This is a genomic window from Citrobacter sp. Cpo032, assembly GCF_030332975.1.
Classification (GTDB): domain Bacteria; phylum Pseudomonadota; class Gammaproteobacteria; order Enterobacterales; family Enterobacteriaceae; genus Citrobacter; species Citrobacter portucalensis.
Window position 1 is genome coordinate 1 of record NZ_JAOWGU010000045.1, and the last position, 23,414, is coordinate 23,414.

19 protein-coding genes, 4 pseudogenes and 1 riboswitch are annotated in these 23,414 nt (G+C 51.5%); of the genes and pseudogenes, 10 read left to right on the forward strand and 13 right to left on the reverse strand.

Going from position 1 to position 23,414, the window contains the following annotated elements; translation table 11 throughout:
- Positions 1–18: 18 nt before the first annotated feature.
- Positions 19–1,166, reverse strand: a protein-coding gene (locus OGY33_RS13470; protein ID WP_191238548.1) for an IS3 family transposase whose coding sequence is annotated in 2 segments (ribosomal slippage) — positions 19–929 and positions 929–1,166 — 1,149 coding nt in all. Because the reading frame shifts where the segments join, the coding sequence is not laid out codon by codon here.
- A gap of 354 nt (positions 1,167–1,520) precedes the next feature.
- Positions 1,521–1,850 (reverse strand): NIPSNAP family protein, encoded by a 330-nt coding sequence (locus tag OGY33_RS13475; RefSeq protein ID WP_016154439.1) that lies wholly within the window; start codon positions 1,848–1,850, stop codon positions 1,521–1,523.
- 489 nt (positions 1,851–2,339) lie between these two features.
- Here OGY33_RS13475 and OGY33_RS13480 point away from each other — a divergent pair.
- Positions 2,340–3,536, forward strand: a pseudogene (locus tag OGY33_RS13480) (IS3 family transposase).
- 240 nt (positions 3,537–3,776) lie between these two features.
- Here the strand turns inward: OGY33_RS13480 and OGY33_RS13485 are convergent.
- From OGY33_RS13485 to OGY33_RS13495, 3 genes and pseudogenes are all read right to left on the reverse strand, one after another.
- On the reverse strand, positions 3,777–3,986 hold the full coding sequence (locus OGY33_RS13485; RefSeq protein ID WP_032443218.1) for a YdgH/BhsA/McbA-like domain containing protein: 210 nt from the start codon (positions 3,984–3,986) through the stop codon (positions 3,777–3,779).
- 437 nt (positions 3,987–4,423) lie between these two features.
- Positions 4,424–4,573: pseudogene (locus OGY33_RS13490) on the reverse strand (integrase core domain-containing protein); the annotation flags it as partial.
- Positions 4,574–4,603: 30 nt separating this feature from the next.
- Positions 4,604–5,754 (reverse strand): IS3 family transposase gene (locus tag OGY33_RS13495; protein ID WP_085954962.1). Its coding sequence is split into 2 segments (ribosomal slippage): positions 4,604–5,493 and positions 5,493–5,754, totalling 1,152 coding nucleotides; the frame shifts between segments, so codons are not numbered across the junction.
- A 58-nt stretch (positions 5,755–5,812) separates the two neighbouring features.
- On the opposite strand from OGY33_RS13495, the pseudogene OGY33_RS13500 reads away from it, so the two are divergent.
- Positions 5,813–6,451: pseudogene (locus OGY33_RS13500) on the forward strand (transposase family protein); the annotation flags it as partial.
- Positions 6,452–6,735: 284 nt separating this feature from the next.
- On the opposite strand, the gene OGY33_RS13505 reads toward OGY33_RS13500, so the two are convergent.
- Positions 6,736–7,086, reverse strand: coding sequence for a DUF3147 family protein (locus tag OGY33_RS13505; protein ID WP_016154441.1), 351 nt, complete (start codon positions 7,084–7,086; stop codon positions 6,736–6,738).
- 290 nt (positions 7,087–7,376) lie between these two features.
- Here OGY33_RS13505 and OGY33_RS13510 point away from each other — a divergent pair, with 290 nt between their 5' ends.
- On the forward strand, positions 7,377–7,589 hold the full coding sequence (locus tag OGY33_RS13510; RefSeq protein ID WP_009652456.1) for a YdgH/BhsA/McbA-like domain containing protein: 213 nt from the start codon (positions 7,377–7,379) through the stop codon (positions 7,587–7,589).
- Between the two features lie 120 nt (positions 7,590–7,709).
- Here OGY33_RS13510 and OGY33_RS24590 read toward each other — a convergent pair.
- A pseudogene (locus OGY33_RS24590) lies at positions 7,710–7,853 on the reverse strand (Tn3 family transposase); the annotation flags it as partial.
- Between the two features lie 116 nt (positions 7,854–7,969).
- Positions 7,970–8,044: riboswitch (Fluoride riboswitch) on the forward strand.
- Between the two features lie 42 nt (positions 8,045–8,086).
- Between OGY33_RS24590 and OGY33_RS13515 the strand changes: the two are divergent.
- From OGY33_RS13515 to OGY33_RS13540, 6 genes are all read left to right on the forward strand, one after another.
- A complete protein-coding gene (locus OGY33_RS13515; RefSeq protein WP_009652407.1) occupies positions 8,087–9,049 on the forward strand; it encodes a DHHA2 domain-containing protein in 963 nt (320 codons plus the stop codon).
- Positions 9,050–9,052: 3 nt separating this feature from the next.
- Positions 9,053–9,481 carry a universal stress protein gene (locus OGY33_RS13520; RefSeq protein ID WP_009652460.1) on the forward strand — a complete coding sequence of 143 codons (429 nt, stop codon included), beginning with the start codon at positions 9,053–9,055 and terminating at the stop codon, positions 9,479–9,481.
- A gap of 15 nt (positions 9,482–9,496) precedes the next feature.
- On the forward strand, positions 9,497–10,783 hold the full coding sequence (gene eno / locus OGY33_RS13525) for a phosphopyruvate hydratase (RefSeq protein ID WP_009652415.1): 1,287 nt from the start codon (positions 9,497–9,499) through the stop codon (positions 10,781–10,783).
- Positions 10,784–11,160: 377 nt separating this feature from the next.
- Entirely contained in the window at positions 11,161–11,796 is a 636-nt protein-coding gene (locus tag OGY33_RS13530; RefSeq protein WP_223175621.1) for a 2,3-bisphosphoglycerate-dependent phosphoglycerate mutase, read from the forward strand.
- Positions 11,797–11,830: 34 nt separating this feature from the next.
- A complete protein-coding gene (gene crcB, locus OGY33_RS13535) occupies positions 11,831–12,205 on the forward strand; it encodes a fluoride efflux transporter CrcB (protein WP_016154442.1) in 375 nt (124 codons plus the stop codon).
- A gap of 115 nt (positions 12,206–12,320) precedes the next feature.
- Positions 12,321–12,575 (forward strand): cation-transporting P-type ATPase, encoded by a 255-nt coding sequence (locus tag OGY33_RS13540; protein ID WP_197984771.1) that lies wholly within the window; start codon positions 12,321–12,323, stop codon positions 12,573–12,575.
- A gap of 168 nt (positions 12,576–12,743) precedes the next feature.
- Here the strand turns inward: OGY33_RS13540 and OGY33_RS13545 are convergent, their stop codons facing one another.
- From OGY33_RS13545 to OGY33_RS13560, 4 genes are all read right to left on the reverse strand, one after another.
- On the reverse strand, positions 12,744–15,803 hold the full coding sequence (locus OGY33_RS13545) for an efflux RND transporter permease subunit (protein ID WP_016154444.1): 3,060 nt from the start codon (positions 15,801–15,803) through the stop codon (positions 12,744–12,746).
- Positions 15,800–16,915, reverse strand: coding sequence for an efflux RND transporter periplasmic adaptor subunit (locus OGY33_RS13550; protein ID WP_009652501.1), 1,116 nt, complete (start codon positions 16,913–16,915; stop codon positions 15,800–15,802). Before OGY33_RS13550 ends, OGY33_RS13545 begins: the two co-directional genes overlap by 4 nt.
- 101 nt (positions 16,916–17,016) lie before the next feature.
- Positions 17,017–18,183 (reverse strand): sensor histidine kinase, encoded by a 1,167-nt coding sequence (locus tag OGY33_RS13555; RefSeq protein WP_009652412.1) that lies wholly within the window; start codon positions 18,181–18,183, stop codon positions 17,017–17,019.
- Positions 18,180–18,875, reverse strand: a complete 696-nt coding sequence (locus tag OGY33_RS13560; protein ID WP_009652481.1) for a response regulator — start codon at positions 18,873–18,875, stop codon at positions 18,180–18,182. The genes OGY33_RS13555 and OGY33_RS13560 overlap by 4 nt, the downstream gene beginning before the upstream one ends.
- 127 nt (positions 18,876–19,002) lie before the next feature.
- Between OGY33_RS13560 and OGY33_RS13565 the strand changes: the two genes are divergently transcribed.
- Positions 19,003–19,788: a MipA/OmpV family protein gene (locus tag OGY33_RS13565; RefSeq protein ID WP_016154445.1), complete on the forward strand. Its 786-nt coding sequence runs from the start codon at positions 19,003–19,005 to the stop codon at positions 19,786–19,788.
- A 1,619-nt stretch (positions 19,789–21,407) separates the two neighbouring features.
- Here the strand turns inward: OGY33_RS13565 and OGY33_RS13570 are convergent.
- Both OGY33_RS13570 and OGY33_RS13575 read right to left on the reverse strand, forming a co-directional pair.
- Positions 21,408–21,599 carry a heavy-metal-associated domain-containing protein gene (locus OGY33_RS13570; protein ID WP_016154448.1) on the reverse strand — a complete coding sequence of 64 codons (192 nt, stop codon included), beginning with the start codon at positions 21,597–21,599 and terminating at the stop codon, positions 21,408–21,410.
- A 345-nt stretch (positions 21,600–21,944) separates the two neighbouring features.
- Positions 21,945–23,414 (reverse strand): efflux transporter outer membrane subunit, encoded by a 1,470-nt coding sequence (locus tag OGY33_RS13575; protein WP_009652383.1) that lies wholly within the window; start codon positions 23,412–23,414, stop codon positions 21,945–21,947.

The following is a 23,414-nucleotide window of genomic DNA, read 5'->3' on the forward strand; positions in this document are numbered from 1 at the left end:
TGAATCGCCACGGATAATCTAGACACTTCCGAGCCGTTGATAATACTGGTTTTCATATTCTGTCGGTGACATCTGATTGCTCGAACCATGCCGACGCTTACTGTTATAAAACATTTCGATGTAATCAAAAATATCGCTGCGGGCTTCTTCCCGCGTTCCGTAGATCTTTTTCTTTATCCGTTCGCGTTTCAGCAACTGGAAAAAGCTTTCTGCAACCGCATTATCGTGACAGTTACCGCGACGGCTCATGCTCCCCTCCAGGCCGTGTGATTTCAGGAACGACTGCCACTCATGGCTTGTGTACTGACTGCCCTGGTCCGAATGAACCAGCACCTGTTTTTGGGGATTACGCCGCCATACAGCCATCAGCAGTGCGTTCAGGACAATGTCCTTTGTCATCCGGGATTGCATTGACCAGCCGATAATTTTGCGTGAGAACAGATCAACAACCACAGCAAGATACAGCCAGCCTTCGTGGGTCCTGATGTAGGTTATGTCCGTTACCCAACGCTTATCCGGAGCATCCGGATTGAACTGTCGCTGGAGCCTGTTGGGCGATACGATACTGGCCTCGCCTTTGCGTGCCCACGGGCTCCGGTACCCGACCTGAGCCTTTATCCCGGCACGATTCATCAGTCGCCAGACTCTGTTCACTCCGCACTGTTGACCGCTATCCCGCAAGTCCAGATGGATCTTGCGATAACCATAAACGCAACCGGACTCCAGCCAGAACTGTTTGATCTGTCCCGTCAGTCTCAGATCTACCTGGTGGCGCTGAGAATACGGTTGCTTAAACCAGGCGTAAAAGCCACTGGGATGAACATCCAGCACCCTGCAGAGCAGACGAACAGGCCAGCAACGGGAGTTGTCACGAATAAAGGCGTACCTCAGTCGGACAGCTTTGCGAAGTACGCCGCGGCTTTTTTTAATATGTCCCGTTCGTCAGTAACCCGCTTCAACTCCTTCTGGAGTCGGCGGATCTCGGCCTGAGCATCTGACTGTTCTTTATTAGTGGATGAGTCCGGACCGTACTTCTTTATCCAGGCGTAAAGGCTGTGGGTGGTGATATCGAGACGTGTTGCAACGCTGGAAACAGAATGACCGCGATCAATAACCTGTTTGACTGCTTCAATTTTAAACTCTTCGGGATAACGTTTACCGCTCATGGGCACCTCTCTTTAAGTCATCTTAAATGACTCCGAGGTGTCTGTTAAACCCGTGGCGATTCAACATACATGCTGGATAACTCTTAATGGGGTCAGTTTGGATATCGAAAATTATTGTACGTTAAGGCTGATTTTTTGTAAGTACCCCACTTAAACGCCCCATTCTCTTTCAGAGACCCTCTGGCACATGGATTAGGTTTTCCGAAAGCGAACTTCCGCTCTTCGCTCATAGATGCCGGTCAAACATCCCGCATTCAGCATGTGAGGCGGTAGCCTCATCTCTGATGTACTGAATAACAGTAACGTCTTGCTGGTGTGTCTATCCCGGCTTTACCATGACGTATAGCGATAGGGTCAGTGGGTTCGTAAATGCTCAACGGCACTCTCAGTGAGAGTCAGTACCGATTTAACGCTGATGCTTATTCTATCGATAATGGCCTGCCGGGGACCATGACGCCATGCTTCGCTATCATAAAAGGTGTCCTGGGCAGTTTTCAGGTGAGAGAGGCTGTTATAAGCCCTGATCAGATAGTAAGCATCGTCGTCATGTGCTGATATACCATAAGAAATAACATCCATTCCCACTGAACGGTGAAGTGGAACACTCACTTCTTTCATTATTCTATGAAAGTCTTTTCCAGTACCGGGTTTGAGGGTGTACAGCAAAAATTCGACAGTTTTCATCTTCGATATCCTATTCTGTTTTTCTCATCATAGCGAATTATGGCGACGTGTAGTCGTGAAACCGAACAGAAGAACTGGACTGCCAGGCTGTCCCCAGCAGTTATGGCTCTGAATGTCTCATGCGTGCCAGGAGCGGACGTTGCTAACATAGAGATGCTCTAATCTGCAAGGAGCAGCTCCCCCTTTATCAGACAATCTTGTCTGACGCTCCGGACAGAAATATGCTGGTTTTATCTGTTCAGAACACTGAACTATGTTCGGGAAATCACAGAGTCAGGCTAACGGAATAGAATAGTGAGCGGTGTCTTAACCCCTTAAATCGTAAAAGCACCGGTTGATAGCTGATGATGAACGCTTCTCTGATTTAACCAAGCATCGGCATTGAGAATGAATCAAAAAAGTGAAAATATCAAAGGGTAATAGCCTCCGTTTGAACCGGACACCTCACCAGTAAGACATAGTCATAGAGCTATGTTTAAGGAGTGTCCTGTGCAAAGAATCGAAGTGATCACTGGCGAGCAAAAACGCCGTCGTTATACTCCTGAAGAGAAAGCCCGTTTTGTTGCGCTCGCCATGCAGCCCGGCTACACCGTCTCACTCGTTGCCCGGCAATATGACATCACACCCAGTCTTCTTTTTAAGTGGAAACGGCTCATGAACGAGGGTGGAAAGTCTGCGATCGTCGCTGGCGACGAGGTCGTCAGTGTCTCCGAGGTCCAAGCGCTGGAGAAAAAAGTCAAACAGCTTGAACAAATGCTGGGCCGCAAGACGATGGAAGCCGAAATCCATAGGAACGCGCTTGAGATAGCCTAGGCAAAAAAGTTGATATCGCGCATGCCATTGCTGCCACCGGACGATACCTCCTCATCCGAATAGCAGAAGTGCTCTGCGTATCGCGTTCGAATCTTTATGAACGGCTGCTAAAGAAGCGCCAGCAGCGGCCAGCCCGCTATAGCAAAGATGATGACGCCCGACTGTTACCGCTTATCCGCCAGATATGCAGCGAGCGGGCGACAAACGGCTACCGTCGCGTGACGGCACACCTCAATCGTGCGCTGAAGGAACAAAACTGGCGGGTTAACCACAAACGCATTTACCGGATCATGCAGGCGAATAACCTGTTGCTGGCAAAATCTGGCCATAGAAAGCCAGAGCACAGTCATACCGGCAACGTCGTGACACTCAAGCCGGATACGCACTGGTGTTGAAATCCGCTGCTTGAATCGGGAAGTCGTGCGGGTAGTGTTCAGCCTTGACTGCTGTGATCGCGAAGCCATCTGCTGGTCGGCGACAACAGGTGGAATAAACAGCGTTATGGTGCAGGATCTGCTGACAGAGAGTGTGGAAAAGCGCTTTGGCAATACGCTTTACCTGCCACATGCCGTTGAGTGGCTGACCGATAATGGCTGTTGCTACATAGCGGACTCAATAAGAACGTTCGCCACCTCACTCAGGTTCATCGTGTGTACGACGCCAGTGCGCAGTCCGGAGAGCAATGGGATGGCTGAATCGTTCGTTAAAACGTTCAAGCGTGACTACGTGTATGTTAATGACCTGCCGGATGCCATGACAGTGATGTGAAAACTGACGGAATGGATGGAAGACTATAATAACTGGCATCCCCATAAAGGGCTGAAAATGCAGTCACCAAGGGAATACAGAAGTTCGCTGCTAGCTATAAATTAACCGTGTCCGTTTTAGCGGGGGCAACTCCACAAAGAGGACGTGGAGCTAAAATATTTGCACGGATAAAAAACCATACTTAACTATTAGTATTACATTAAAAAAATACGGACTCTTTATCAGCAGTCCGCTAAAGTCTATTCAAGGAAAAAACATGTGGCATATCAAGCATTAAAAATTAGTATATAGTGGCAGATTTTATCAAGGTATATATTCCTATAGATACCCTAAAATGATTATCTATTAATCCCCTAATTTAGCGGTCATATGCACTCGATTACCAGTATACGCAGAGAGAATTTTGTATGACGTTTGTGCTTCTTTTGCTTTAGCAGCAATTTTTGCTTCTGCACTGTCAAGAGTGGAAGCAGTTACGCTGACCGTCTGCGCCATACCAGAGAATGAGACAACAGAGAGAAAACCAGCTGCTGCGAGAAGTTTGATATTTTTCATAGTGATAACCCTAGTAAAGTTAATGTTCATCATAAGAGCATACTGCTCGTTTCCTGTTGATGAGCATTAAAAACCCTGCAACTACTATAGGGTCAATACTTTTTATTGTATTTTTTATATAGCGCTGACTGTCTTGAACATCCACTTATCGAGAAATTTTTCTTAAACAATAAAATTCACTCATAATCAATAAGATATGGCAATTTTTATATCGTTTTACACTGAAGATATTTTTTCTTACCCCATTTATATAGGTTTCAAAATATGTCTTTGCAGGTAATTGGAGGCTGGAACTCACGCATTCCTATCCCCTTCCCTTCAAACAACTCTAGCTTTACTCTGATCAAAAGAATAAATACCCAGACATTAAATCACGTGACATGAAATGCCAAAACTGTCTAAATAAACTGGACTGACCCCAGGATTAGATATAACCTTCAATTAGTAATGTCGGTTGGTTTTTCTTCATATTTCCCGTTTCGCCAGCCTGCTGGAAATTCAGCTGGAGTCTGGTAATCCAGCGATGAATGTGGACGGCACTCGTTATAATCCTGCCGCCAGTCATTAATCGTTTTCCTGGTGTGAACTGATCCTACCCACGTAATGTGGACACGGCCCTAAGCAAGGTTCTGGTTTTCAAATTGTTCAGGACTGAGCCCACCACAGGCACTGTGGCGACGCCAGCGATTGTAATCGCACTCAATATAATTAAATACAGTTGTTCTCATCATTTCCCGGCTGATAAAGCGTTCACCGTGGATGCATTCCACTTTCAGCGAGTGGAAGAAGCTTTCCACACACGCATTGTCGTAACAGCAGCCTTTCGCGCTCATGCTCCCGCGCAGATTATGCCGCTTCAGCAACGCCTGATAGTCCGCTGAACAGTACTGGCTGCCACGGTCAGTATGAACAATGACATTTTTCGGGCGTTTACGCCGCCACAGCGCCATCTGCAACGCATCGCAGGTCAGTTGTGCCGTCATTCGCGGTGCCATTGACCAGCCGATGACAGCTCGCGACCACAGGTCAATCACCACTGCCAGATACAGCCAGCCTTCATCGGTGCGTAAGTAGGTGATGTCTCCCGACCACTTCTGATTCGGGCCGCTGGCGTAAAAGTCCTGCTTCAGCAGGTTCTCAGACACAGGCAAGCCATGCTCACGATAACTGACCGGGCTGAACTTGCGGGCTGCCTTTGCCCGAAGCCCCTGGCGACGCAGGCTGCCAGCTATCGTTTTGATGTTGTAGGCCGGGAGCTCATCCGCAAGCCGTGGCGCACCATACCGTTGTTTTGCATCAGTGAATGCTCTGAGAACCGCGGCATCACAGGCCAGACGGAACTGCTGTCGCGTGTTTATCTGATGACGCCGGGAGCACCAGGCATACCAGCCGCTACGGGCCACGCGCAGCACCCGGCACATGGCTTTGATGGTGAACTCAGCCTGATATTTTTCGATAAAAACATACTTCATTTCAGGAGCTTCGCGAAGTATGTCGCGGCCTTTTGGAGAATAGCCAGCTCCTCTGCCTGCTCCGCAAGCTGGCGTTTAAGCCGGGCATTTTCAGCATCCAGTTCGCTTTCGCGTGCAGATGATGTCAGTTGTTGCTGTTGTTTTTTTCGCCAGCCATAGAGTTGCGATTCATACAAACTGAGTTCGCGGGCAGCGGCAGCGACGCCAATGCGTTCAGCAAGCTTCAGAGCTTCCTGGCGGAATTCGGGAGTGTGCTGTTTACGCGGCTTTTTACTGACGGTTACTGATTTAGTCATGTGAGCTACCTCTGGTTGAGAGTTTACTCACTTAGTCGCGTGTCCACTATTGGCGGGTATCTGTGCCAACAGCTCTCAGGCCAAGGGCCGCGTTAAGCGCGCCAACCTGACGCTGCAGGAGCGGCTGGTTAAGGAGATGTGCCTGGAGAATATCACCTGCATTGATGCCGCCAACGCCTGGATCGAAACGTTCATCAGCGACTTCAACCACCGCTTTGCCAGACTGGCAAAATACCCGAAAAACCTTCACCGCACGGTCTAGAGAGCCACCTGGAACTGGACGACATTTTCGCCTGGCAGACGCTTCGGACGCTCTCAAAAGCACTGACTTTTCAGTATGAAAAAATCCTTTATCTGGTTGATCCCACTGACGAAAACTCACGCATAGTCGGAGAAGAAATCCTCGCTTTTGATTATACGGACGGTACGCTCAAATTCCGCCATGGAAACAGAACACTGAAATATCAGATGTTCGATAAGCTGGACTGCATCAGTCAGGGGCGCATCGTTGATAACAAAAGGCTTGACGCGGTGCTGAAGCTGGCGAAGGAAAAACAGGATGAGCTTGAAGCCGCAGGAAAAAGAAAGGCGCAGCCAGAGTATGCCTAAAAGGCGGGCACAGATTCAGGCTCAGCTCAGAGCCATCAATCCGGTTCTGGCTGAACCCTCTCTTTTCAAATCAAGCCTGAAAAAATGAGCTCACTGCCCTTTTTTCTTCATCAGAAATCAGCAGAAAGTGACATTTAAAACCGGGAAATCAGGGTGACATTATCAATAAGGAAAGACAGCGAGTATAATAGTTGTAATATCCGCACCTCCCCAGAACATCTGAATTTGTCTTTGACAGAAAGAACCGCGCTTCCGGCAGGAAGCCGGCCCCCTTGAAAACTCTCTTATCCTGTTAAAAAGCCTGATATGGTTCGGAGTTAGTCGGTGTTTCCTCCGGCAATAGTGCAGTTGGCTTCACAACAGCGTACATTATCACATCAGATTTATGCCAAAACGGCGTAACGCACTGGCCCACAAAAAGAAAATAAGGACGGTTACGACGCAGCAGCTACCCAGCGTGATCCAAAAGCCAAATCGCTGACAGAAAACAGGGAATAGTAAAAACATAGGTAGTGTCGGCACTACATACCAGAATGTATACCACGCATGATTGGCTATTTTTTGCTGACTCTGTCCTTCCAGCTTCATCCACACGAGCACAAGCACAGTAACCAGGGGAAGCGCGGCGACAAGACCACCAAGCCGATCACTACGCTTGGCAACTTCAGAGATAAAAACAACCATTCCGGCGGTGATCGCGTACTTAATCAGTAGCCATAACATCATAAACCCTCACTAATCCTGTAAGTTAACGGCCCTGCACCGACCTATCTCCCCAGCGCAATCCCGGTTTCGCGGTGTCTGTTACGGCCGTATTTTCTCATGCCTCGTCAGCCACGGTGAGGCTCTTTCAAGAGCTGGGTTGTATGAAAACGAAAAAACACAGCCAACAATAATTTACAAAATAACTTATTGACCCTGTATTTACTACAGGGTTTTTAATGCACATCAACAGGTGAGACGGCGATGATGCCGGTATCACCAGATGACCAGATAACCCAAGGAATATGACCATGAAAAATATCAAACTGCTTGTTGCTGCCAGTATGCTCTCCGTAGTCTCTTTCTCTGGCTTCGCCCAGTCAGTCAGTGTTACTGCTGACACACTCAGCAACGCGGAAGCGAAAATTGCCGCTATCGCCAAGGAATCCGGTGCTTCGTCCTACCGCATCACCAGTGCTGACCAGAACAACTTTGCCCGCATGACTGCAGTCCTAGATAAGTAACCCGGGACTGTACTACCCTGAACCTGACCAGTTAACGCAAGAGATGGTCGCAGAGCAAATAGCCGGACTGGCTGTCCCCCAGTGGGATGCATCTGGTTCCGCTGGCGACCTCACACGCAATCCCTCACTGTAACGTTTTCTGATCTCACCACGCTGGCCATAACAGATTGCCCTAGCCACTGCATTACGACCTTCTCTCCGGTTAAGCTGAGTCAGGATACGTCGGCGATAATACTCATCATAAATATAATTAAGAAGGTATAAATTGCTTCATTCGGCGCACTATTGTAAACGTTTTTGGCGGGACAGGATGTACTTGTGTGTACGAAACCGAGGGCCAACAATAAATATTGATTTAATGCAAAGGCCCATATAAGATTGATTTACAAGGTGATGGTGCTCCACCTTTCCCAACCGCCGGTTTTTCAACACCGGATGATGGCGCCTGATATACAGATGAAGTTGTCCTCTTATAGGCATGTATGTCAGGTATAGCTATGCAAAATAAAACCACATTACCGCTTACCGCAGAATCTCTCTCTTTTCAAAGAGATAATCCGATTTATGTCTTCGGTCATCGAAATCCTGACAGCGATGCTATTTGCAGCGCGCTGGTTGTGGCTGACTGGCTTAATTACACCGGTCGTCCCGCAACGCCCTGGCGCCTGGGGGATATCACCCCGGAAACCCGTTATATCCTCAACGCTGCGGGTGTTTCACAACCCGATTTACTCACCGTCGATCTGACAGATAAAACCGTATGGCTGGTTGATTTTACGGATGCAGAGCAGGGACCGTCTTCGCTGATGGACAGCAACGTCATCGGCATCATTGACCATCATCGTATTGGTACCCTTGTTACCCGCAATCCACCGGATGTCTGGGTGCGGGCGGTAGGATGCTGCGGAACAGTAATTCTCTCAATTCTCATGCATGACATTCCGATGCCGCTGACTGCCGCTCAGGCTGTGTTGCTGATGGGGGCGATCCTCAGTGATACCGTTGCGCTGACGGGTCCCACCACCACCACTCAGGATCAGGAATCCGTGGCTGTTTTGCGGGAAATCGCCGGTATCGATTATGACCAGTTTGTGACAGGGCTGCTGCGAGCCAAAACAGATATAACCGGGCAATCCGCGTCGGTTTTACTCAATCGTGACGCCAAAAATTACCGGATCCATGATGTGCCGCTGTTGTTGTCACAAATTGAGGTCCGCGACATGGCTGATATTACTCCCCTGTTGCCTGAGCTACTGCAGGAAATGGATAAAACCTGCAAGGACAGCGTGCTGGACATGGTGATCCTGATGGTGACAGACATTACCAGCCGGAACTCCGTTTTGCTTTTTTCAGACAGCAGCCTGACAGGCTCCCGCCAGGTATCGCTGCCCGGCATGACAAGCCGGAAAAAAGAAATCCTCCCCTGGCTGACCAACCGCTTCGCTTCTTATAAGAGGTGATTTATGCAAATTTACCGGCATGCCTTGTTACTTGTACAGAATGAAACCGATGGTCTGCTGTTGCTTGAGCAGGCAGAACGTCTGGCAAAAGAGATGGGCACCCGTATTACTGTCGGGCATCTCAGTGCTGACTATAGGGAACTGGATTATACCAGTGACTCATTAACCAAAGACCGTCAGTCCCGCGAAGTTATTGATGCAAAGGCAATGCTTAGCCGTCTGGTGGAGTCCAGCAGTATTGATATCAACGTCAGGTCCATCGTCAGCATCCATCGTTTCCGGGACGTTGAGGCCGTTGTTCAGCATGAAGATATCGATCTGGTCATGCTGGGGCATGAAAACCGCCTGTTCGGGGTTTTTTCCTCCTTTTCTTTCGAATTCATCAATCACCTTTCTGTTGATGTTCTGATTAAACATATTCCAGCCCCTTAAAAGAAGGTCAAACTTATGAGCTTTGAAATTGAATGTATCATCGCAAGAGAAATTCTGGATTCCCGCGGTAACCCGACCGTAGAGGTTGAAGTGACTTCTGTAGGGGGCAGTATGGCCCGTGCCTCCGTTCCTTCCGGTGCCAGCACCGGCTCCCGTGAAGCCATCGAGCATCGCGATGATGACAAGACACGTTTTGGCGGTAAAGGTGTTCAGGATGCGGTCCAGTGCGTCAATACCGAAATTAACGATGCCCTGCAGGGCTACGATGTACGCCGCCAGAAAGAAATCGACAACTGTCTGATTGCCCTTGATGGCACAGAAAACAAAGGCCGGCTGGGTGCTAATGCGATCCTTGGCGTATCGCTGGCAGTATCCCGCCTGGCGGCACAACTATCCTCTACCCCGCTCTACCGCTATCTGGGTGGCGTCGGCGCGAATCTGCTGCCGGTTCCCTGTATGAATATCATTAACGGCGGAGTTCATGCCCGCTGGCAGGGCGCTGATTTTCAGGAGTTTATGATTGCACCATGGGGAGCCTCTTCCGTACGCGAAGCTATTCGCTGGGGCAGTGAGGTCTACCAGGCCCTGCGTCAGGTCCTGCTGGAAAAAGGTTTATCCGCCGGCGTGGGCGATGAAGGCGGTTTTGCACCGGCCGTTTCCTCAAACCGTCAGCCGCTGGAGCTTATCGTGGAGGCAATTAGCAAGGCGGGATACCGCCCAGGCGAAGATATCGTTATTTGCATGGATCCGGCCTCCAGTGAATTCTACGTCGATGGGAAATATACCCTGCGTACCGAAAATACCCGGCTCAGCGCCGACGAAATGACCCGCTACTATGAGCAACTGGTGAAGGATTTCCCGATAGTCCTGATTGAAGATGGCCTTGCGGAAGACGACTGGGCCGGCTGGCAGCTCCTGCACCGCGCGCTCGGCGATAAAGTTGAGCTGGTTGGCGATGATATCTTTGTGACCAATGTGAAATATATCCAGCGAGGTATCGATGAAAACCTGGCCAATGCCGCATTGATCAAACTGAACCAGATAGGCACCCTGAGTGAAACCATCGAAGCCGTCCAGTTGTGTCAGGATAACAACTGGGGAACCTTTATTTCGCACCGGAGCGGGGAAACCGTGGACAGCTTCATTGCAGATATGACCGTCGGCCTGCGGGCTGGTCACCTGAAAACCGGTGCACCCAGCCGTGGGGAGCGCATTGAGAAATACAATCAACTGATGCGTATTGAAGATGAATTAGGTGATGCCGCCATCTTCGCCGGTAAAGCCGCCTTCAAAAAACGCTGATTCCGTCACCCTTCCCGTATGCTCAGATACGGGAAGGGGTAGGGTGGTTCTGTGAACGGAAAAATACTCATACTGTAACAGCAACGGGGATCCAGGCAAACTGTCTGGTTTTCCTGATCGCTGATGCCTTTTTTAATATACTGCCGGATGATACCAGTGCCGTTGTAATCGCGCTGTTCATCGGGAGCGGTGCCCATCTTCTGATGCGTCACCTCCTTGACCGGAGTCCAGGTAAATCCGGGTAATCAGTACAAACAACTCAACGGGTTCAGGTCCTTCCGGTTCAGTTGTGGGTGACAGACAGGTAGTTGTTATGGGGAAAATTATTTTACTCCGCCATGGCGAAAGTTAGTTGAATCGCAAAATCGTTTTACCGGATGGGAAAATGTCCCGCTGATGCTGAAAGGAGTGGAGGAAACCCGGCGCGCAGCAAACCTGATAAAACGGTCCGGAATCAGTGTGCCACTACAATCATAGATGGAGCCTGCACATCCGTTCTGAACCGGGCAATTCATTCGCTCTGGCTGATAATGGAAGCGCTGAATCAATTGTGGTTACCGGTGGACAAATCATGGCGGTTAAATGAACGTCATTACGGTGCGCTTCAGGGAATGAACAAAGATGAAGCCACTCAACAGATTGGCCAGAAAATCGTTTATCACTGGCGGAGGAGCTATCGTGGTATCTCCCCTCCGTTGCCGGATGCACCTGCTTCACTTCATCGTGAGGCACGTTATCGTCATGTGTCCCTGACGGATTTGCCGGGGGGAGAAAGTCTGGAAATGACGCAACGAAGGTTGTTGCCTTACTGGCACCACGTCATTGTCCTGCGCGTCGCCAGTGGCGAAACCATGTTGCTGGTCAGTCATGCTAATACACTGCGTGCGCTGACCATGTTTATTGAGCAGATTGATGAAAATAAGGTTCCCGATCTGCATGTCCTGACGGGAATCCCCGTACTGTATGAAATGAATGAAAAACGGGCCATCACCGCACGTTATTCCCTTGAATGACGGTCTGATGGTGCCCTGATTTCAGCGAGGTGGTATGTACAAATCATTATTCGCGGTGGTGATAGGCGGATCGATCGGCTGTGTGATCCGCTGGATACTGTCCATGCGTCTCAATGCACTTTTCCCCAATCTTCCACCTGGTACCCTGGTGGTTAATCTGGTTGGCGGATTTATCATCGGTATGGCACTGGCCTTTTTTGTCCGGCAGCCTCACCTTGATCCCGCCTGGAAGTTTTTTATTACCACCGGCATATGTGGCGGTATGACAACCTTTTCCACCTTTTCTGCTGAGGTGGTGGTGTTACTTCAGAATGGCAATTATGCATGGGCTGTCATTTCCGTACTGACGCACGTAACTGGCTCGCTTCTGATGACTGCCACTGGTTTCTTTGTGATGACACTGCTGTAAAAGCATATGCGCCATACACTTAACCGCGCCATGTCTCCGGCAGATTTTCATTTTATCGCCATAACAACATACCTGACCTGCCGGGTCAGGTATTTCCGGAGAAGGGTGTATGGAGATGCTCCCTGAGAATATCGTGAAGGGACTTTCCGAAGCCGAGGTGCAGACCCGGCTGGGTCAATGTGGCTATAACGAAGTGCGTGAACAGCCTCCGGACCAGGTGCGTGCTATCCTCAAACGTCTGCTGGGTCCCATCCCCTGGATGCTCGAAATTGCGCTGGTACTTGAAGTGGTTCTGGGAAAGACGACTGAACCAGTGCGCGCTCAGACAACGACGAACCATCCATTCACCTCATTCGGAGGTCACAGATAGTCGCTGTCTCACACGCCGAATCCCCTCCTGAGTTCACCACGATCCAGCAGGTCATGGCGGCGTCCGGCGCCATGATCCTAGCAGTCGCAACCGGCAGCGACGGTCATCCCCATATCCGCGGGTTGCAATCATTAGTCGAAGCACTAGGCGATGATACGGCAGGACTCGTCAGGGATACGGTTTCCAGTGAAAGATTAGACTTATTGCTGCCGGCAGTAGTGTCAGCGTTGCCAGTGTGGCTGAAAGCAGCCCACCAATAATGGCAAATGCCATCGGTCCCCAGAAAACATCCCGGGCAATCGGCAGCATCCCGAGAATGGCCGCCGAAGCGGTCAGCATGATGGGGCGTGAACGGTGCAGCGCGGCGACTTTGATCGCCTCATCCGCAGTGAAACCATTTTTCATCCCCACATCCACTTCGCTAATAAGAATGACGGCATTACGGATGATCATCCCGGCCAGTGCAATGATCCCCAGCAGCGCCACAAACCCCATCGGTATGCCAAAAGGCAGCATAGCCACAACTATCCCAGGCAAACCAAACGGTGCCATCAGCAGGGCCAGCAGCATCGACGAAAAGCGTTGTAACTGAATCATCAGCAGTAACAGCATCACCATCAGCGTGACAGGCAATACCGCATACACTGAGCTGTTTCCTTTCTCCGATTCCACAACCACTCCACCTTCCTCCACACTGTAACCCGGCGGGAGACTCTCCCGGAAACCGGCAACCACCGGAGAGAGTGCCGATGACACGGTCTCTGCACGAACGCCGGGCGCGGTATCCGACTGAACCGTGATAAACGGCAACCGCTGCCGACGCCAGATAACCGGATCATCCAGCGTCCATTCTGGCGTGGCGACCTGTCCCAGGGGAACTTTATTCCCGGTCGATGATGTCAGCATCAGAGCATTCAGTAACGCCGGGTTTTGTCGTGAGGCTTCATTTCCCCGCAGCACCACATCAATCTGGCGGTTACGGTCGCGCAGGGTGGTCACGGTGGTTCCGGAAAACAGCGTGGCAAGCGTTCCTGCCAGTGACTGAGACGTCATGCCGGTGGCACGCGCCTGCGTCTGATCCACCCGCAGACGGATGACCCGCTCCGGTTCACCGGACGTCAGATTGACACCCCGGGTATCGGGATTGCGGGCAATCATCCCTGCCAGTTGCGTGGCCAGTTCACGTACACGGGTATTATCCGGCCCGGATACCCGGTATCTGACCGGCCAGCCCACCGGAGGGCCCAGCTCCAGTGTGGATACCCGGGTTGTGAGCGTACTGAAATCTTTCGACAGGATCTGCTCAAGCTGTTTCTGCAGCCGGTTTCTCGCCGCTTCATTTTTCGCCACTACGACCAGCTGGGCAATGTTCTCTTTCTGCAGCAGAACATCCATCGGCAGATAAAAACGCACAGCGCCGGAACCGATGTAGCTTGAGTAATGGTCAATATCAGGATTATCGCGCAACTTCGCTTCAAACTTCAGGACGTCGCGGTGCGTCTGTGCCTGGCTGACATTCTGCGGCAGAGTCAGGCTCACCAGCAGCTCCGGGCGATCGGACGCTGGGAAAAACTCACCCTGCATCAGCAGGGCTCCGCCCCCGGACAATATCAGTATCGCCAGGGCACAACCGAGTGTCTTGCGCCGGTGCTGCATCACCCGGTCGAGCAGGCGGGTATAATGACGGTGAAAGAAACTGTGCTTATGTGACTGATGTGAATGCTGTTCCGGCAGTAACCAGACGCCGGTAAGCGGCGAGAAAAGAACCGCAACCAGCCATGAGCTCAGCAGCGCTGTCAGTACCACCACAAACAGGGAGTAGCAGTATTCTCCTGCGCTCGATGCCGCAAATCCCACCGGTATAAATCCGGCAATCATCACCAGTGTCCCCGTCAGCATCGGGAACGCGGTGGTACGAAATACCTGCGTGGCGGCCACACTCAGGGCATCGCCAGCCTCAAGCCGCGACACCATGGCTTCTACGGTGATCATGGCATCATCAACCAGCAGTCCCAGTGCAATGATCAGGGCACCGAGGGAGATTCGCTGTAGCCCTATTCCGGCCAGTTCCATCCCGGTAAATGTCATGGCCAGCACCAGCGGAATGGCCACGGCGACCACCAGACCTGCCCGGCTGCCCAGCGAAACAAAAGAAACGGCCAGCACAATAATAACGGCCTCAACCAGCACCTGGACGAATCCTCCCACCGCGTCACTGACTACGGCCGACTGGTCTGCCACCTTCTCCACACTGATCCCGTAAGGAAGATGCGTGCGGATCCTGTCCATCGTCGCGTTCAGCGCCCGACCAAAATCAACAATATTTCCACCGCGAGCCATCGAAATCGCCAGCCCGAGTGCTGGTTTACCGTTAACCCTAAACTCCGGTGAGGGCGGATCTGCCTGCTGCAGTGTGACCGTGGCCAAATCGGTGAGTGGGATAAAACGGTTTCCGGTATGCAGCACAATTTGCCGCAGGCTGTCCACGGATGTGAAGGCGCCACTGACTTCCACCGACATATTTTCCTGTGATGTCCGGATACGTCCGGCGGGCGTGACGGCATTCTGTGCCTGCAGAGCCGCCGTCACCTGCTGAAGATCGAGTCCCATTCCCGACAGTTTCAGTGGATCAAAAGCAATCACCACCTGTTGTTCGCTGTCACCCAGCAGCGTAACTTTCCCTGTTCCCGGAACAGCCAGCAGAGATGTCCGGATATCATCGACGGTATCGCGTAACTGCCGGGGAGTGAAGCCGTCCGACGTGAAGCCATAAATTGTGCCGTATGTATCATCGAATTCATCATCCACGGCCGGGGTGGTGGTGCCGTCCGGCAGGGATGCCCGGATGTCGTCCATCTTTTTCCGCACGCTATACCAGATACCCGCAACCTCTGACGGCGGTGTGTCATCACGCAGGTTCACAAAAATCACCGACGAGCCCGGACGCGTGTAACTCTCGATATAATCCAGATGTGGGATTTCCTGGAGCTTCTTCTCCAGCGTGTCGGTGACGAAACTGACGGTATCTTTTACCGTTGCGCCCGGCCACTGTGCCGACACCACGGCGGTCTTAATGGTAAACGCCGGATCTTCGCTGCGCGGCAGATTTAGAAAGCTCATGACGCCTGTCACCGTGACCATCAGCATCAGAAAAGCCACCAGTTGTCGGTGGGCCAGTGCCCAGGCAGAAAGATTAAAACCGCCGGAAGCGTGCATAACATTTTTCATTTTTGGTTCTCCGTCAGCACGTTTTCCCCGTCACGTAACTGACTGACCCCGGCAGTGACCACCTGTTCACCGGCTGTCAGCCCTTTGCGGATGAGCACCGAATCGGTCATATAGGCCGCAATGTCAACGGGTGTCAGGCGCAGGCGATTTTTGCCGGTGTCCACCACGAACACTGCCGGTTTCTGTTCTTTCCTCGTCAGGGCAGATGCCGGTACCTGAAACACTTCACTGCCGCCCAGGGGTAATGACCCGGTGACCGTCGCCCCCATAGCCATTACCGCGGGTGCATTCTCAAGGTCATAGCGTACCCGCCAGGTCCGGGTCTGTGTGTCGGCCTGCGGGCTGATGTCACGCAGCGTTCCGGTTACCGACACCGACGGGTTATCCGCCATACGCAGGGTGAGTGTCTGCTGCTGTTTCAGGGTGTCAGCCAGAGCCCCCGGTACGCTGAAGACCGCATCACGGGCCCCTGACTGCGCCACCCGCAGGATTTCCTGTCCGGTGGTCACTACCTGTCCCGGACCGGCGCTGACGGTGGTGACCACCCCGGTAACCGGTGAGAGCAGTCGCGCATACCCCAGACGGTCCGCTGCACTGCTCAGGTCGGCCTGAGCGCTCTGCAGTTTTGCTGTTGCCGTGTCGCGGTTTGTGCGGGCCTCGTCAAGCTGAACCCGGGCAACCGCACCCTGCGGGGCAAGCAGCGTCATGCGTCGCAGGTTTATCTCAGCAAGCCTGGCGCTTGCCTCGGCTTCCTGTACTGCCGCCTGAGCACTGCGGTACTGATTACGCAAATCGGTATCATCCAGTTCAGCCAGTACCTGCCCGGCAACCACTGACTGCCCCACATCCGTGAGTCGTTTCACCATCCGGCCATCGGTACGGAAGCCGATAATCGTCTCTTCATGGGGCAATATTTCACCGGTCATCAGCGTCTGTCCGCCATGATTGCCGGCAGATACCTCCGTGGTCATCACCGGTCTTGGTGGGACATGGCGGGATACCGGCTCATTATCACAGCCGGTCAGTTGCAGGGCGAGGGCGAAAACCAGGGCTGAGCCCCGTCGCCAGAAAAGCAAAGACGCTATCAGGGGGATGAATGAATATGATGGCATGGCAGCCTCCGGAAAAAATGCTGCCATGAGTAAACCGCAGGTGTGTCCAGATACGTTCGACGAACCATCAAGATTTGGTCAAGAAAAGTGAAAAAGAAAACTCATACGGGCAGTTTCACCCGAAACAGGAGTCCGTTCCCCTCTTGCGGGATACTGGCGGTCAGCGTTCCGCCGTGAGACTCACAAATGGCTCTGGCAATCGACAGACCCAGTCCACTGCCTCCTGAATGACGGGAACGGGAAACATCAGAACGGGTAAACCGGTCAAACATCACCGGCAGAAAATCCGGTTCGACGCCCGCGCCGTAATCCCGGAAGGAGAACGTCCAGTAGCCTGACTGAACGGAACCCTGTATCGTTTGCTTCCCGCCTTCCGTCGCGTAACGCAGTGCGTTCTCCATTAAAATGGTAAAGACCTGTCCGATTCGCAGCGGGTCCGCACAACATTCTCCCGGAGGGATATCCGTGTCGTAACCGAAATGCCCGGCGGTAGCCTGTGGCCGTAGCCAGGCAATCTTTTCCTGCAGTAATCCGGCGGGTGAGAAGCGTTGTTTATTCAGCGTAAGCTGCCCTGCATCAGCCAGTGAGAGCAGGTGCAAATCATCAATCAGACGGCTGAGGCTCAGGAGCTGGTTCATCACCATATTCATCTGCGCTTTATCAGCCGGGAATACGCCGTCCATCATTCCCTGTAGACGGCCCACCGCGGCCGTCAGTGGAGAGCGCAGTTCATGCGCGGCTGCAACATGAGATGCCCGTAATTCCCGGTCATAACGTTCAAGTCTTTCGGCCATGGTATTGAAGTTCTGCGTAAACAACATCAATTCAGAGGGCGCACTTGCATCCATTTTTGAGCGAGTGGTAAAACGCCCCTGCGCTATCGCTGCGGAGGCTCGCGTCAGCAGACCGAACTGCCGGGCGAGAGGCCGGGCGGCCAGCAAACCGAGCATAATTATCAGCGGTGTCACAAACAGGACCAGCCCTCCCAGCGTCAGCCAGTCTGTTGACGCAATGGACGGATCTGAGAACTGCAGTCCGTACCAGTCATCAATAATTTCATGGTAACGGATGCGATTAAGATCGGGATTTTCCCGCAGATGCAGAAATTCCTGTCGTACCGCCTCCGGCATCCGATGCTGTACCCAGGCATCCAGCAGGGCAAAACGCAGCCACATGCACAGGGCGATAAGCACGACACTGCCGGCCGCCAGCGACAACACCCTGACGCAAATCCAGCGCCATAATGAACGGGACTCTCTTTTTTTCATGGCTGCAGATACCGGTAACCGATCCCTCTCACGCTGGTCAGCACACCGCTGACCCCCGCTTTTTCCAGTTTGCGGCGTAGGTTATAGATGTGTGTATCAACCACCCTCTCCAGCGCATCACTTTCCGGCAGGCAGTGTTCAAGCAGCGTCTGACGGGAACAGACGCTCCGGGGGCGGGTCATCATCATGTCCAGCAGTGAAAACTCGGTGGGGGTCAGCTCAAGGTGCACCCGGTTTTCATCGTGAATAACAGCGACTGACATGGTGTCCCGGTTGAGTTCAACGGCCCCCACCCGGCGATAATTTTCAGCGCTAGCATGCGCTGCCGCCCCACGCCGTAACACCGCCTGCACCCGGGCCACGACCTCACCCGGATCATAAGGTTTGACGACATAATCATCCGCACCGAAGCGTAAGGCCCCGATACGGTCCGGGGCCTCGCCCATTGCGGTGACCATTATCACGGGAACATCGGATTCGCGGCGCAGCCGGCTGAGTATTTCTGTTCCGGTCATACCCGGCAGCATGATATCAAGCAGAATAAGTGCAGGATGCTGGGTAAGGGCGGCTTCAAGTCCTGCTTTTCCATCATGGGCCAGTATGACCCCGAAGTTTTCACGGCGAAGATAGGCTTCGAGCACATTCGCCGCATCCCGGTCGTCCTCGATAATCAGAATACGTTTTGTGTTCATTCATTCTGCCTTGATGGTTTCTTGATGGTTTCCACGCTGAGTCTTGATAAAGCATCGTCATAATCCACTGCGGGTGGCCGGGCGGGTCACAGCTTACCGTAATGCATAAACATAAAACGAGGGATATATGATGGCAACGTATTCGTCTGTAACAGGGTGTACAGTGATCCTGCTGGCAGCGACCTGCGGGTCCGCTATTGCCGACAGCGGCAATCAGGATGGAGTGACGGTGGGGATAATGGGAGAAAACGCCCCCCGCTACAGTGGCGCGGATAAGCAGCACTGGACAGTGATGCCTTCCCTGCAGGTCCGTAAAGGCGCGTTTTTCTTCGACTCAACAAAAGGTATCGGTTATGACCTGCAGACGGATAATGGCCTCTATTTTGAAAATGCGTTCGGATACAGTTTTGGCCGTGCCGATCAAAATTCATCGTGGCGCGATGGTTCTGACAAACTGAAAGGAATGGGAAACATCCGTGGTGCACTGAACACGCAGGTTGCTGTTGGCTGGCAGGTGAACAGCTGGTTTACCCCGGAAATCCGTGCAACTCTGCCGCTGACGGATTCACAGGGGGTACAGTACCAGGCCTCGCTGACGCTCGTGCCCTGGCAGAACGACACAGATACGGTTGCCCTGCAGGGCGCGGCACTTTTTGGTGACGCCCGGTACATTAACACCTGGTACGGCGTTAATGCTGCCCAGAGCCGCACAACCGGTTTCCGGGAATACAACCGTAGCGCAGGATTTTATGCTACGCAGACTACCCTGAGCTGGCAGCATCAGTTTAATGAACACTGGGGCACCCTACTGGGCGCTTCATATGCCTGGCTTGCGGATAAAACCAGTGACAGTCCTGTTGTGTCAGCGCGAGACAATATCAGCGGTTTTGCTGGTATCAACTGGACATTCTGACACGCCAGGAACTGGCAGAGTCTCCGAAAAGTGGACTATCAGAAACATATATTTGAATGTTGATATCAGATGATGTTTTGCGAGTCATCTACTGGCTTGGAAATGGCTTCAAGCCCTGAGTGATATATCACCGGAAGATTACGAGCAGGAGCATGTACTATTACACTTTCAGTGGAGTGGATTATAAGCGCAGGATAATAGCATATGAGGACAGCATTAAAATTCATTACATTCCCAAATCCTTTATCTATATTCTCGCTAGTATAAAATCATGTATAGCGAAAGAAAACCCTAGCACCTTAAATAAGACCGCACCGACAGTCTTTTGCGCCGAGGTTCTTCTCCCCCCCATAAACAATGACCACGAAAATATCAGGAAAACTACGACATCACATGTCAGATGGGCCGAATCCCAGCTTAACCAGAATTGACGAATGAATACTTGAAAAATTTGACATAAATTGAATATCGTCATTCCATAATAGTATGGGCATAGTACGAACTGCCAGCTAGTTTGTTCCGTCCGTTGAGTCTCTAACTGACTATTATTTTAAGACTAACATATCAGTCTCTTTGATTTTTAGATAGCAATAATATTTGCTGATATTACTTCATTGAGTACTTCTACCGCCATACTGGCATCAAGATTCTTGACCGACACATAGACCTTTATATGAGCCTCCACGCTATCGAGAATTATCTCGAACGTACGGTCAAGCTCTTCTGGATAGTAGTTCATCACGCTGTCGAACACGCTATTGTACGATGCCCTGACAATCCCATTACATACCGTAAGGAATAAGGCGATATTTCTCATTCAGAACTGAATCACATGCGGTAGCAGGAGGATGAAAATCAGCTACTGAAGAAACAGGTGGCTGGCCTGAGTGTGGACAAGGAGATGCTTCAGGAGATGCTGAAGCAAAAGTTCTAAGGCCGGCACAGAAATACCAGTCGGTGCATTCTCTGCGGGAAGCATATCGTATCAACGCCTACCGGGGACGCGGGTTACTAATGCAAAGCAGAACTGTTTAACCGCCGCTATCGGACATAAATACTGGATTTTAATCTATTTAGAACTCAGAATGAGGTACGGGAGAATTACATTATGCTGGCTGAGGTAATACAATAACGAGCGGCCTCATGAATCTCTGAATAACCTGATACAGGAAGAGGTATCGGCTGATGACTGAAAACCCGGAGCTATCAAGAAGTGCATGGAACAAAAATGGCATGCTTAAACTTACAGCGTTTGGTTTACGTATACTTCGCTCTTCTTACTTTTTATGATGATAAATTTGGCATACCACCCTGTTCTTAATATATTTAAAAAAAACCAAATACTCCCTCCACAAATACTTGACGTCACATGATACATTAATGAGGCCTTAAAAGAAAAAACCGATGATTTAGTAAATCACACATAAATATTGAACACAATACATTTAACATAGAGAAAAAATTAGTGAGTTAAGTAATAGACATATTAAATCAAAACTACAACTCAAGACATCTAAACACCCCACCATGGTGCATAATAATAACAGAAATACTTCTAACCGTAAGGATACATGATAAAAAATGGTTACCACAGCGGGGAGGTAACCATTTTTAGTTAACTACTCTCTCGGAGGAAAACCTGCCTCACGTAAAGCATTAGCAACTTGTTCAGTAGATAAAGAAGTTTTCACTTCGATCTTACGAGTCGGTGGATCAGTTATGATACTTGCCTCAGGATCAATATTTTGAATCACTTTAGTCACTGTCCGGGCACATCCGCCGCATGTCATATTTTCTAGATGTAATTGCATATATATATCCTATTTAGTTGTAGTAACTTCAATGATAGAACTTGCCACCGTTGTAAGGTCAAGCCCTATCGCCAAAAATTTTCGTGCTTATATTCTCTGACTAAGCGTTTCACCTGAGGTGGGGATATATACTGCCCCAAAGTATTTCAAGTAAACCGTTCAGTTGTGCTTTCTGCCGGCTGTCGGGCAACAAGACGAAGACGTAGCAGTCCTCGCAGTAAAAGAAGTGGTTGCCGCGCCGTAACCCCTTATCCCTACGACAATGCAATACGCGGGCGGTTTTATCCCTCCACCCACGTATTGCCGACCTTATCGCCAGACAGTGGCGTTAACCTGCCCGGAGAGTTATGGCTTAGCCGGAGAGCTTTCTGTCCATCCGCCCCCCAGCGCTTTATACAAATTGACCAAATTGCTCATTCGCGCCAGTCGGGTCTGAACCAGAGTTTGCTGTGCACTGAACAGCGCTCGTTGCGCGTCAAGCTCCGCCAGATTATCGTCAATACCGGCCCGGAAGCGCTGTGAGGCCAATTCATAGTTAGCCTGGCTGGCCTGCACCAACAATTGTTCTGAACGGAATTGATCGTCCAGGGTTTGTCTGCCCGCCAGGCCATCAGCCACTTCGCGGAAGGCAACCTGAATCGCCTTCTCGTAATTCGCAATTTCGATGCGCTTTTGTACCTGGGCTAGGTCCAGATTGGCGCGCAGAGCGCCTCCCCGGAAAATAGGCAACGAGATTTGCGGAACAAAACTCCAGGCCGCTGACCCCGGCTCGAACAACCCGTCCAGACTCGAACTGGCCGTACCAGCCGATCCTGTCAAACTGATTGCCGGGAAAAATGCCGCGCGAGCGGCCCCGATATTGGCATTGGCCGCACGCAGTTGCTGCTCTGCCGCACGGACATCCGGACGACGCACCAGCAATTCTGCCGGCAAGCCCGCCGGCAACGCGGAAGGGATGATGTCATCGGGCAAGGTATTCGCCTTATCCAGGCTGGCCGAGAGTTCGGCCGTCAATGGCTGCCCTAAAAGCAAAACCAGTGCATTGCGATCCTGCGCCGCCACCCTCGTATAAGCAGCCTGACTGACTTCCGCAGTACGCAACGCAATCTCTGCGCGCCGCAAATCAATTTGCGTTGCATTACCCGCATCAAACAGCGCCTGGGTCAATGCGTAAGTCCTCTTTTGCGTGCTCAGCGTATCGTGAGCCAGTTGCAGCAACTCCTGATCCGCACGCAACGTCAGATAAGCGTTTGTCACCTCAGCGAGCAGGCTCAGCCTTGCCGCAATCCGTGTTTCATCCAACGCCAGGTACGTTGCCAGCGCCCGATCGCTGAGGCTACGAACCCGTCCCCACAAATCCAGCTCCCAGGCTGACACCGCACCATTAACGTCATAACTCCGCGTTATCTGCGTTGTACCACTCGGGCTGACATCTGCGGGCAGACGCTGCACGGTAGCGCCCGCATCCACATTCAGTGTTGGCAACATATCGGCACGACGGATCCGGTACTGAGCCCGCGCGGCCTCAACATCCAGCACCGACTTGCGCAGATCGCGGTTGTTTGCCAACGCGACCTCAAGTAATTGTTGCAACAACGGATCACGATAGAAATCGCGCCAACCGATATCAGCCACGGCAGTCTGAGCCGCTGAAACTGTTCCCTGAGCATAAGCCGCTCCCGAAGGATAGCTTGAGCTCGTTGGTGCAGAAGGCCGTTCGTAGTCCGGCGCCATAGTACAACCGGCCAATACCAGCGCCATCGCCAGCACCGAGAGTTTATTAATACGATGGTTCATTTCATACTCTGCTTTCAT